The 10,857-nt window shown below is 68.7% G+C and carries 11 protein-coding genes; 5 read left to right on the forward strand and 6 right to left on the reverse strand.

What is annotated here, in order from left to right:
• Nucleotide 1: 1 nt before the first annotated feature.
• From NPJ82_RS10865 to NPJ82_RS10885, 5 genes are read right to left on the reverse strand one after another with little or no spacing between them, the layout of a single operon-like run.
• Entirely contained in the window at nt 2–1,804 is a 1,803-nt protein-coding gene (locus tag NPJ82_RS10865; RefSeq protein WP_342657381.1) for an acyl-CoA dehydrogenase C-terminal domain-containing protein, read from the reverse strand.
• A 12-nt stretch (nt 1,805–1,816) separates the two neighbouring features.
• On the reverse strand, nt 1,817–2,254 hold the full coding sequence (locus tag NPJ82_RS10870) for a MerR family DNA-binding transcriptional regulator (RefSeq protein ID WP_112382831.1): 438 nt from the start codon (nt 2,252–2,254) through the stop codon (nt 1,817–1,819).
• Between the two features lie 32 nt (nt 2,255–2,286).
• The gene (locus NPJ82_RS10875; protein WP_342657382.1) at nt 2,287–2,799 is read right to left on the reverse strand and encodes a hypothetical protein; all 513 of its coding nucleotides are present in this window, start codon (nt 2,797–2,799) and stop codon (nt 2,287–2,289) included.
• Entirely contained in the window at nt 2,796–3,158 is a 363-nt protein-coding gene (hisI, locus tag NPJ82_RS10880; protein ID WP_342657383.1) for a phosphoribosyl-AMP cyclohydrolase, read from the reverse strand. Before hisI ends, NPJ82_RS10875 begins: the two co-directional genes overlap by 4 nt.
• A gap of 45 nt (nt 3,159–3,203) precedes the next feature.
• A complete protein-coding gene (locus NPJ82_RS10885) occupies nt 3,204–3,455 on the reverse strand; it encodes a Rho termination factor (protein ID WP_342657384.1) in 252 nt (83 codons plus the stop codon).
• A 141-nt stretch (nt 3,456–3,596) separates the two neighbouring features.
• Between NPJ82_RS10885 and purF the strand changes: the two genes are divergently transcribed.
• Together purF and NPJ82_RS10895 are read left to right on the forward strand one after the other, a co-directional pair.
• The gene (gene purF / locus NPJ82_RS10890; protein ID WP_112382827.1) at nt 3,597–5,054 is read left to right on the forward strand and encodes an amidophosphoribosyltransferase; all 1,458 of its coding nucleotides are present in this window, start codon (nt 3,597–3,599) and stop codon (nt 5,052–5,054) included.
• Nucleotides 5,054–5,764: an SDR family NAD(P)-dependent oxidoreductase gene (locus tag NPJ82_RS10895; protein ID WP_149683261.1), complete on the forward strand. Its 711-nt coding sequence runs from the start codon at nt 5,054–5,056 to the stop codon at nt 5,762–5,764. The genes purF and NPJ82_RS10895 overlap by 1 nt, the downstream gene beginning before the upstream one ends.
• Before the next feature lie 7 nt (nt 5,765–5,771).
• On the opposite strand, the gene NPJ82_RS10900 is transcribed toward NPJ82_RS10895, so the two are convergent.
• Entirely contained in the window at nt 5,772–7,832 is a 2,061-nt protein-coding gene (locus NPJ82_RS10900) for a ComEC/Rec2 family competence protein (protein WP_342659002.1), read from the reverse strand.
• Nucleotides 7,833–7,890: 58 nt separating this feature from the next.
• On the opposite strand from NPJ82_RS10900, the gene gltX reads away from it, so the two are divergent.
• From gltX to NPJ82_RS10915, 3 genes are read left to right on the forward strand one after another with little or no spacing between them, the layout of a single operon-like run.
• On the forward strand, nt 7,891–9,345 hold the full coding sequence (gltX, locus tag NPJ82_RS10905; protein ID WP_240313504.1) for a glutamate--tRNA ligase: 1,455 nt from the start codon (nt 7,891–7,893) through the stop codon (nt 9,343–9,345).
• On the forward strand, nt 9,342–10,625 hold the full coding sequence (locus NPJ82_RS10910) for a citrate synthase (protein WP_112382823.1): 1,284 nt from the start codon (nt 9,342–9,344) through the stop codon (nt 10,623–10,625). The genes gltX and NPJ82_RS10910 overlap by 4 nt, the downstream gene beginning before the upstream one ends.
• Before the next feature lie 4 nt (nt 10,626–10,629).
• Nucleotides 10,630–10,833 (forward strand): hypothetical protein, encoded by a 204-nt coding sequence (locus NPJ82_RS10915; protein ID WP_112382822.1) that lies wholly within the window; start codon nt 10,630–10,632, stop codon nt 10,831–10,833.
• Nucleotides 10,834–10,857 lie beyond the last annotated feature (24 nt).

The raw sequence follows: 10,857 nt of genomic DNA on the forward strand, positions 1-10,857 counted from the left end.
TCTACGCCGCCAGGAACGCGTCCTCGGGCAACGCCATCAGGCTGTCCGCCCCGCCCTCGATCTTGCGGCGCAGCGCGCCCGCATCGGGCAACATCCGCTCGCCAAAGAACCGCGCCGTCACAAGCTTGGCCTCCAGAAAGCCCGCCTCCCCCTCGCCCGCCGCCTTCAACCGCGCGGCGGCGCGCGCCATGCGCAGCCACATCAGGCCGACCGCGACCAGCCCCATCAGGTGCATATAGGCGACCGCGCCCGCCCCGACATGATTGGGGTTCTTCAGGCCGTGTCCCACGAACCACATCGTCGCCGCCTGCAACTCGCCCAGCGCCTTCTCCAGCCGCCCGGCCAGATCCGCCGCCGCCGCGTCGCCCTTGGCCTCCGCGACCTCGGTTGCCACCATCTGGAAGAACGCCTGCACCGCGCGGCCATTCTTCTGCGCCAGCTTCCGACCGACCAGGTCCATCGCCTGCACGCCGTTGGTGCCCTCGTAGATCATCGCGATCCGCGCATCGCGCACATATTGCTCCATCCCCCATTCGGCGATGTAGCCATGTCCGCCATAGACCTGCTGCGCGTTGGTCGCGACCTCATAGCCCTTGTCGGTGCCCACCCCCTTGATCACCGGGGTGAGTAGCCCGATCAGGTCCGCCGCGCGCTCGCGGTCCGCCTCGTCGGGCGCGGCATGCTCCAGATCGGCTTGCAGCGCGGCCCACAGGCACAGCGCGCGCAGCCCCTCGGTCCATGCCTTGCCCTCCATCAGCATGCGGCGCACATCGGGATGGACGAACAGCGTGTCGGCCTTCTCGTCCGGCTCGGCCGCGCCGGTCAGGGCGCGCCCCTGCCGCCGGTCGCGCGCATAATGCACGGCATTCTGGTACGCGACCTCGGCCACGCCCAGCCCCTGCAACCCCACGCCCAGCCGCGCCGCGTTCATCATGATGAACATCGCGGCCAGCCCCTTATTCTCCTCGCCGACCAGCCAGCCCGTCGCCCCGTCATAATTCATCACGCAGGTCGAATTGCCGTGGATACCCATCTTGTGCTCGATGGAGCCGCAGGTGACGGCGTTGCGCGCGCCCAGCGATCCGTCGTCGTTCACCAGCACCTTGGGCACCACGAACAGCGAGATACCCTTGGAGCTGTCCGGCGCGCCCGGCGTCTTGGCCAGCACCAGATGGATGATGTTGTCGGTCAGGTCATGCTCGCCCGCCGAGATGAAGATCTTGGTGCCGGTGATCGCATAGGAGCCATCCGCATTCGGCTCGGCGCGCGTGCGGATCAGGCCCAGGTCGGTGCCGCATTGCGGCTCGGTCAGGTTCATCGTGCCGGACCATTCGCCCGACACCATCTTGGGCACGTACATCGCCTGCTGCTCGGCACTTCCCTTGGCGACCAGCGCCGCGATCGCCCCGTGGGTCAGCCCCGGATACATGGCGAACGCCATGTTCGCGGAGATCAGATATTCCTGAAACGCCACCGAAATGCTGTGCGGCATCCCCTGCCCGCCATGTTCGGGCTGGTTGCCCAGCGTCGCCCAGCCGCTCTCGACATATTGGCGATACGCATCCTTGAAGCCTTCCGGCGTCGTCACCGATCCGTCCTCATGGCGCGTGCAGCCCTGCCGGTCGCCGACCTGGTTCAGCGGGAACAGTACCTCCGCCACGAAGCGGCCGCCTTCCTCCAGCACCGCCTCCACCACATCGGGCGACGCCGTCTCGAACCCCGGCAGATTGGCATGTTGCTGCAGCCCGATCACATGGTCGAGCACGAAGCGCGTATCGCGCACGGGTGGCGTGTACTGGGGCATCCTCTTGCTCCTTCAGGCTTGTTTTTCGTTGTCGTTGCTGTCGTGGACCTGGGCTGCCTCGACCACCGCGACAAAGTCTCTCAACTCCGCGATCGCCGCGTCGATGTCGCGCTTCTGCGCTTCCAGCAGGTCGATCCGCCCCAGGCACCGCTCGATCGACACCTGCCGCTGCACCCGCCGCCCGTCGCCCAGATCATACAGGTCGATCATCTCGCGGATCTCCGCCAGGCTGAACCCGACCCGCTTGCCGCGTAGGATCCACGCCAGCCGCGCGCGATCGCGGTGCGAATAGATGCGCTGGGTGCCGCGCCGCTCCGGCGCGATCAGCCCTTCGTCCTCGTAGAAACGCAGCGCCCGCGCGGTCACCCCGAACTCGTCCGACAGGTCGGATATGGTGTGATGCTCCCGGTCGCTGGGCGACGGGATCAGGGCATAGGCGGCACTGGACATGGCAGCGACGCTACCTGCCCTTTACGTCAACGTCAACCATCAGCACCGCAGAGTGGCGCCTGATCGGCGGCGCGCAGCGTCCGCGCCTCCGCCACCGACGCGCTCAGCCGCTCCACCGACATGGCCGCCAAAGTCGCCCGCCCGGTGCACAAGGCGGCGCAAGGCTCGGGCAGTTCGGCGGGAAAGACGATCCGCTCGCCATCGAACTGCGCATCGAACCGGCAAGTCCCCAGCGTCACCGCCAAATTGCCGCTTCGTCGCCGGCGCACGGTGCCGGCCGCGCTGCACCCGTTGCCCGGTCCATAATCCAGCAGGATGCCGATCCGATCCGCCCCGGCCTCCTCGCCCGGCACGATGCACATCCGGTCGTCGTCGCGCGCCCAGCTTCCCTGAAGCGACGTGCTTTCCGGATCGATCACCAGCCCCGCGGCGATCGCCGCCTTTTCCAGCCGCGCGCCCGCCGGGTCGTCGTCGCCGCCCTTGTTCCCGGCACCCGGCGATCCGCAACTTGCCAGCAACAGCGCCGCACCGGTGATCCACCTCATGCGGCGGGCGCCAGCCGGTCTCCCTCGACGCGGCGGTAGAAGCAACTCGTCGCCCCCGTATGGCATGCCGGTCCCGCCGGCTCGCAGATCAGCCACAGCGCGTCCTGATCGCAATCGATCCGCATCTCGGTCACGCGCAGCACGTGCCCCGACGTTTCGCCCTTCTTCCACAGACGGCCGCGGCTGCGCGACCAGAAATGCGCCTCGCCCGTCGCCTGCGTCGCGGCAAAGGCTTCGGCGTTCATATGGGCCACCATCAGCAACCCGCCCGAGGCGGCATCGGTCACCACTGCGGTCAACAGTCCGCTGGCGTCATATTTGGGGTCGAGCGTCAGCCCGGTGTCGCGTGGATCAGCCATGGCGCGCCGTCTAGCAGGTCGCGGCGTTCGCGAAAACGCCGCCGGTCACCCGTGATCGCGGATCGCCTTCACCAGCCCGGCCTTGTTCATCTTGGATCGCCCCTCGATCCCGATCTTGCGCGCCTCCGCCAGCAGGTCGGCCTTGCTGCGGTCCTCAAGCTGCGTGCCGCGATGCTCCAGCGAGCCTTTCGCCTTGGCATTGGCGATCCGTGCCGCCTTCTCCTTGGACGCCCCGCCTTTGCGCAGGTCCTCGTAAAGCGTGTCGTCCTTGATCTGCTTGCCGTGATCGCGCGCCATGCCTTTGACCCTCCCGTCAGGCGCCCAAAACGCCCGAAGCGGTAAAATGCTCCAGCCCCGACATGACAAACAGGCGACAAACCCGATCGCCGCTCCTATATGCCCGCCAGCCCCGCCAGCAACGTGTGAGCCTCCCCTTCCATGCTGACCACCCATCCCTTCGACGACGACAAACTCCGCGAGGAGTGCGGCATCTTCGGCGTGTCCGGCAGTTCCGGCGCCGCCGCGCTGGTCGCGCTCGGCCTGCACGCGCTCCAGCACCGTGGCCAGGAGGCCGCCGGCATCACCAGCTTCGACGGCCATCTGTTCCACACGCACCGCGCGATGGGCCATGTCGCCGGCAATTTCGACCGCGACGACGTGATCCGCGCGCTGCCCGGCGACGTGGCGGTCGGCCATGTCCGCTATTCGACCACCGGCGAGACCGCGCTGCGCAATGTCCAGCCGCTTTATGCCGATCTGTCGACCGGCGGTTTCGCGGTAGCGCACAACGGCAATATCTCCAACGCGATGAAGCTGCGTCGCGAACTCGTTCGCCGCGGTTCGATCTTTCAGTCGACCAGCGATACCGAGACGATCATCCATCTCGTCGCCACCTCCAACTACCGCACGCTGCTCGATCGCTTCATCGACGCGCTGAAGCAGGTGGAGGGTGCCTATTCGCTGATCGTCACCACGCCCGAGGGGATGATCGCCTGTCGCGATCCGCTCGGCATCCGCCCGCTCGTCATGGGCCGGCTGGACGATGCGGTGATCTTCGCCTCGGAAACCGTCGCGCTCGACGTGTGCGGCGCAACCTTCGAGCGCGCGGTCGATCCGGGCGAACTGGTCATCGTCCAGGGCACCGAGATCCGCTCGATCCGCCCGTTCCAGGCGGTGGCGCCGCGCCCGTGCATCTTCGAATGGGTCTATTTCTCGCGCCCCGATTCGATCGTCGACGATCACTCCATCTATTCGGTGCGCAAGGGCATCGGCGCGCAACTCGCGATCGAAGCGCCGGTGGAGGCCGATCTGGTCATCCCGGTTCCCGATTCGGGCGTCCCCGCCGCAATCGGCTATGCGCAGCAGTCCGGCATCCCGTTCGAACTCGGCATCATCCGCTCGCATTATGTCGGCCGCACCTTCATCCAGCCGGGCGACAAGGTGCGCCACCTCGGCGTCAAGCTGAAGCACAATGCCAATCGCGCGCTGATCCAGGGCAAGCGCATCGTGCTGATCGACGACTCGATCGTGCGCGGCACCACGAGCCTGAAGATCGTGCAGATGATGCGCGAAGCGGGCGCGGCGGAGGTGCACATGCGCATCGCCAGCCCGCCGACCCGGCATAGCTGCTTCTACGGCGTCGACACGCCGGAGCGCGCCAAGCTGCTGGCGGCACAGCACGACCTTGGCGGCATGACCGACTTCATCCATGCCGACAGCCTGGCCTTTGTGTCGATCGACGGTCTCTACAAGGCACTGGGCGAGGCGCGCCGCGCCGATATCCGCCCGAAATATTGCGATGCCTGCTTCACCGGCGCCTATCCGACGACGCTGACCGACTATGACGAAAGCGCCACCGTCGATCAGTTCCAGATGCTTGCGGAGCGCGTCGTCTGATGCCGGGTCCGCTTTCCGGCACGTTGGCGCTGGTCACCGGCGCCAGCCGCGGCATCGGTGCCGCCACCGCGATCGCGCTGGGGGCGCAGGGCGCGCATGTCGTGCTCACCGCCCGCACCGCCAAGGGGCTGGAGGAGGTCGAGGAAACGATCTTCAACGCCGGCGGCTCCGCCACCATCGCTCCGCTCGACATGACCGAGACGGACGCCATCGCCCGGCTCGCCGGCGCGATCGGTGACCGGTGGCAGGCGCTCGACACGCTGGTGCTGAACGCCGGCACGCTGGGATCGCTCGCCGCGGTGCCCGCCATCGATCCGCGCGAACTGGCGCAGGTCCTGACCCTCAACGTCAGCGCGCAGGCCGCGATGATCGCCGCCTTCGATCCGATGCTGCGCCGGTCCAAGGCAGCGCGCGTCATCGGCGTCACCTCGTCGGTGGGCCGTAACCCCCGCGCCTATTGGGGCGCTTACGGTGCATCAAAGGCGGCGTTCGACACGCTGCTCGGCGCCTATGGTGACGAAATGGCGGAGATCAGCCAGGTTCGGGTCGCCATCGTCGACCCCGGCGCCACCCGTACCAAGATGCGCGCCCGCGCCTATCCGGGTGAGGACCCTGCGTCCGTCAAGCCGCCCGAAACTGTCGCCGCCCGCATCGTCGCGCTGGCGACCGACGGTTTCGAACCCAATCACCGCGAACGCGTCGACGCCTGACACGCCCCTAGCGGCCGGCCATCCTCCACGGATGCCGGTCGCCCGGTCGGCGGACGGTGCGAACCGACCCGTTGCCCAGCGTCACCGCCACCCCGCCCGTCTCGCGCAGCGTTGCCCGATCCAGCCGCAACCAGCGCGACCTGCATCCTCGCGGCAGGGCGCGCTCGCTCACTACGATGTCCCCCGCCCTGCACGCCGCGACCAGTTCGGCCCAGGGCACGCGGTAGGCGCTGCGCGTCGCCAGCACCCGCCGCCCCGCCACATCGACCAGGCACAGGTCGCGACTGCACCGCGCATTGGGCTGTTCGGACAGCATCAGCGGCACGCCGTCGACCCCGCCCGCCCCCGCCATCACGTCGCTGACATAATCCCCCGTCCGGTCGCGCAGCAGCGCCAGCCCCGCCGCCGTCCGCACCGCGACATGCCGCCCGTCACCGGTCACGATCACGTCCGGCGCCGGCGTCAACAGCGCCCAGCCCAGCCCGATCGCGATCGGCACCAGCCCGCCCCGTCGCACTCGCGTCCGCCACAGGGCCAGCCACAGGCCGCCGCCGAAGATCAGGGCAAAGGCGCCGTCGGGCATCACCGGCACCGCTGCCACCGCGCCCGGCCACCCCGCCACCAGATGCGCCAGCGCGAGCAACAGCGCCAAGGCCTGCCCCACCAGCCACCAGAGCGCCGTCCCCAGCCCGACCGTGTCGAGCAGCAACGCCCCCGCCTCCAGCGGCATCACCACGAAGGTCGTCCAGGGGATCGCCACGATATTTGCCAGCGCCCCGTAAAGCCCCGCCTTGTGGAAATGATAGGCCGCGATCGGCAGCAACGCCGCTTCCACCACCAGCCCGCTCAGCAACAGCATCGCAGCGCCCTGGACCATCCGGCCGCCCCGCGTCTCCCGGGGCAGGCTCCACGCCCGCACCGCCGGATGCTCGTGCAGCGCCACCAGCGCCGTGATCGCGGCAAAGGACAGCTGGAAACTCGCCCCCGCCAGCGACTCGGGCCAGCCGGCCAGCACCACCACCGCCCCCGCCGCCACCAGCCGCAGCGTCATCGCCTCGCGCCCGATCGCCAGCGCCGCCAGCACCAGCAGCGCCGCCACACACGACCGGATCGTCGGCACCTCCGCCCCGGTCAGCCATGTATAGCCGATCGCCGCTCCGGCCCCCACCAGCCCCGCCACCACCGGCAATCTGATGCGCAACGCGGCCCACGGCCACAATGCCAGCAGCCGCATCGTCACCACCATCGCGATCCCCACCGCCGCGGTGATGTGCAACCCGCTCACCGACAACAGATGCGCCAGCCCCGCCCTGCGCATCGCCTCCGCGTCCGGCTCCGCGATCGCGCCCACATCCCCCGTCGCCAAAGCCGCCGCAATGCCACCCGCGCTCCCCGGCAACCGGCTGATGATATGCGCGGACAGTCGCGCCCGCACCCGCCCGGCCGCCGGGTCGCTCTCTTCCACCACGACCGGGCCCAGGCTGCGTCCCATCGCGCCGATGCCATTGAACCATGCCGCCCGCGCCGCATCATAGGCGCCCGGCACCGCCGGGTCCGGTGGCGGCATCAGCCGTGCCCGCAACCGCACGACCTTCGCCCCGCCAAGATCGGCAGGCGCGTCGCGCTCCGCGACGTTCACCCGCACCCGCGGCGGCAGGTCCCCGCCATGTGCGACCCTCAGCGTCAGGCGTACCAGCTCCCGCGCCGGCAGCGGCTCGACCCGCTCGACCCGCGCGGTGAATGCCGCCACCACCGGCCGCACCAGCACCGGCGCCGCCACCCGTTCGGCGCGCCACCATATCCATCCCAGCCCAAGCGCGATCATCAGCCCGGCCATGCCGATCGCCCGCGCGAGCCGTCCGCCCCCGGCCATCGCCAGCGCCACCGCGGCCACGCCGCCCGCGCCCAGCATCACCCCCGCCCAGCCCGGCGGGTCCGGCAGCACGAACCACAACGCGACGCCCAGCCCTGCCATCACCGGCGCCCACAGCGCCAGTTGGTCGCGCTCCGCCTCCAGCCACCGTTCCACGGCACCTGATCCCGGTATTTGGCGCCGGGGGAGCGACATGCTAGGGGCGGCGGCGGCTGAACTGGCCATGGATCATCCAGCTTGGGAGCAAGCGCGCTTGGGCGCAACCACCGATACCGGCGCAGCACCTGCGCCCCACCGCGACGCAAACGTCGTCACCCGCTTCGCCCCGTCGCCGACGGGGTTCCTGCATCTGGGCGGCGCGCGCACCGCGCTGTTCAACTGGCTGTTCGCCAAGGCGAATGGCGGCAAGTTCCTCCTGCGGATCGAGGACACCGATCGGGCCCGCTCGACGCAGCCTGCGATCGACGCGATTCTGGAGGGGATGCGCTGGCTGGGCCTGGACTGGGACGGCGATGCCGTGTTCCAGTTCGCCCGCAGCGCCCGCCACGCGGAGGTCGCGCACCAGATGGTGGCGAACGGCCATGCCTATCGCTGCTACATGACCGCCGAAGAGATCACCGCGCAGCGCGAAGCGGCGCAGGCCGCCAAGCAGCCGCTGCGCATCCGCTCGCCCTGGCGCGATGCCGATCCCGCGACCGCACCGGCCGACCAGCCCTTCGTCGTCCGTCTGCGCGCCCCGCGTGAGGGCGCGACCACGATCGCCGACCGCGTACAGGGCAGCGTCACCGTTCAGAATGCCGAGCTGGACGATCTCATCCTGCTCCGCTCGGACGGTACGCCGACCTATATGCTCGCCGTGGTGGTGGACGATCACGACATGGGCGTCACCCATGTCATCCGCGGCGACGACCATCTGAACAACGCCTTCCGCCAGCTGCCGATCTACAAGGCCAATGGCTGGCCCGAGCCGATCTATGCGCATATCCCGCTGATCCACGGATCGGACGGCGCCAAGCTGTCCAAGCGCCACGGCGCGGTCGGGATCGAGGCCTATCGCGACGAGATGGGCATCCTGCCGGAAGCGCTCGACAACTATCTCCTGCGCCTCGGATGGGGTCACGGCGATGCCGAGATCATCACCCGCGAAGAGGCGATCCAGTGGTTTGACCTCGCCGCCGTCGGCAAGGCGCCGTCGCGTTTCGACCTGAAGAAGCTCGAAAATCTGAACGGCCACTATATCCGCGAGGCGGACGACGCAGCCCTGGCACGTCTCGTCGCAGGCCGCATCGGCGATTCGGCCGATGTCGAGCTGCTCACCCGCGCCATGCCGTCGCTCAAACCTCGCGCCGCCAACCTCGGCGAATTGGCCGACGGCGCCGCTTTCCTGTTCCGCCAGCGCCCGCTGACGCTGGACGATGCCGCCGCCGCCCTGCTCGACGACAAGGGACGCGAGACGCTTGCCGCGGTGCACGCCGCGCTTGACGCGGTGCACAACTGGGATACGGAGACGCTAGAAGGCGCGGTACGGCAGGTGGCAGAGACCCGGCAGCAAAAGCTGGGCCAGGTCGCACAGCCGCTTCGCGCCGCACTCACCGGTCGCAAGACGTCGCCGGGCATCTACGACGTGCTGGTCCTGTTGGGCCGGACCGAGAGCCTGGGGCGGATCGCCGACCAGACGACCGCAGAGAGGAAGGACATTACTGCATGACCGACACCGCGAAAATCAACCTCGGCGGCAACGATCTCGAATATCCGGTCCTGTCGGGCTCGGTCGGCCCCGACGTGGTCGACATCCGGAAATTCTATGGCCAGTCGGGCGCCTTCACCTATGATCCCGGCTTCACCTCGACCGCCTCGTGCCAGTCGAAGCTGACCTATATCGACGGCGACGAAGGCGTTCTGCTGCACCGCGGCTATCCGATCGGCGAACTGGCCGAACATTCCAGCTTCATGGAGGTCGCCTATCTCCTGCTGAACGGCGAACTGCCGTCCTCGTCGGACCTGTCGACCTTCACCAACACGATCACGCGCCACACCATGGTGCATGAGCAGCTGGCGAATTTCTTCCGCGGTTTCCGCCGCGACGCGCACCCGATGGCGATCCTGTGCGGCGTCGTCGGCGCGCTCAGCGCCTTCTACCACGACTCGACCGACATCCACGATCCGGTACAGCGCACCATCGCGTCGCACCGCCTGATCGCCAAGATGCCGACGATCGCGGCGATGGCCTACAAGTACAGCGTCGGCCAGCCCTTCCAGTATCCGGACAACTCGCTGTCCTATACCGGCAACTTCCTGCGCATGACCTTTGGCGTGCCGGCCGAGCCCTATGAGGTGAACCCGGCGGTCGAGCGTGCGATGGACCGCATCTTCATCCTCCACGCCGATCACGAACAGAACGCGTCGACCTCGACCGTACGTCTGGCGGGTTCGTCGGGCGCCAATCCGTTCGCGTGCATCGCGGCCGGCATCGCCTGCCTGTGGGGCCCGGCACATGGCGGCGCCAACGAGGCGGCGCTCAACATGCTGCGCGAGATCGGCACCCCCGATCGCATCCCGGAATTCATCGCCCGCGCCAAGGACAAGAACGATCCGTTCCGCCTGATGGGCTTCGGCCACCGCGTCTACAAGAACTACGATCCGCGCGCGACCGTCATGCAGAAGACGGTGCGCGAGGTGTTCGACGCGCTCAAGGTCAACGATCCGCTGTTCGAGACCGCGCTCCGCCTCGAAGAGATCGCGCTGTCGGACGATTACTTTGTCGAAAAGAAGCTGTTCCCGAACGTCGACTTCTATTCGGGCGTGATCCTGTCGGCGATCGGCTTCCCGACCGAGATGTTCACCGTGCTCTTCGCGCTCGCCCGCACCGTCGGCTGGGTCGCGCAGTGGAACGAGATGATCACCGATCCGGACCAGAAGATCGGCCGTCCGCGCCAGCTCTACACCGGCCCGACGCAGCGCAGCTACGTCCCCGTCGGCCAGCGCTGAGCCGATGCCGAGGCTCCGTCCGATCCTGATCGCGCTCGGCGTCCTGGTGGCGCTGATCGGTGCGCTCTGGATCGGCCAGGGTCTCGGCTACATATCCTGGCCGGCGTCCAGCACGATGCTGGACGACCGCGCCTGGGCCGACCGCGGCGCCGCCGTCGCGGTCATCGGCCTGCTGCTGATCCTGGTCGCCCGCCGCCTGCGCCGCTGACCGCCCGACAGAGCAAGCGCACCG

It is taken from the genome of Sphingomonas sp. NY01, assembly GCF_038809135.1.
Classification (GTDB): domain Bacteria; phylum Pseudomonadota; class Alphaproteobacteria; order Sphingomonadales; family Sphingomonadaceae; genus Sphingomonas; species Sphingomonas carotinifaciens.

Bases quoted from the DNA above. Each gene is read 5' to 3' on its own strand.
- NPJ82_RS10865 (WP_342657381.1), bottom strand. From the start codon at position 1,804: ATGCCCCAGTACACGCCACCCGTGCGCGATACGCGCTTCGTGCTCGAC.
- NPJ82_RS10870 (WP_112382831.1), bottom strand. From the start codon at position 2,254: ATGTCCAGTGCCGCCTATGCCCTGATCCCGTCGCCCAGCGACCGGGAG.
- NPJ82_RS10875 (WP_342657382.1), bottom strand. From the start codon at position 2,799: ATGAGGTGGATCACCGGTGCGGCGCTGTTGCTGGCAAGTTGCGGATCG.
- hisI (WP_342657383.1), bottom strand. From the start codon at position 3,158: ATGGCTGATCCACGCGACACCGGGCTGACGCTCGACCCCAAATATGAC.
- NPJ82_RS10885 (WP_342657384.1), bottom strand. From the start codon at position 3,455: ATGGCGCGCGATCACGGCAAGCAGATCAAGGACGACACGCTTTACGAG.
- purF (WP_112382827.1), top strand. From the start codon at position 3,597: ATGCTGACCACCCATCCCTTCGACGACGACAAACTCCGCGAGGAGTGC.
- NPJ82_RS10895 (WP_149683261.1), top strand. From the start codon at position 5,054: ATGCCGGGTCCGCTTTCCGGCACGTTGGCGCTGGTCACCGGCGCCAGC.
- NPJ82_RS10900 (WP_342659002.1), bottom strand. From the start codon at position 7,832: ATGTCGCTCCCCCGGCGCCAAATACCGGGATCAGGTGCCGTGGAACGG.
- NPJ82_RS10910 (WP_112382823.1), top strand. From the start codon at position 9,342: ATGACCGACACCGCGAAAATCAACCTCGGCGGCAACGATCTCGAATAT.
- NPJ82_RS10915 (WP_112382822.1), top strand. From the start codon at position 10,630: ATGCCGAGGCTCCGTCCGATCCTGATCGCGCTCGGCGTCCTGGTGGCG.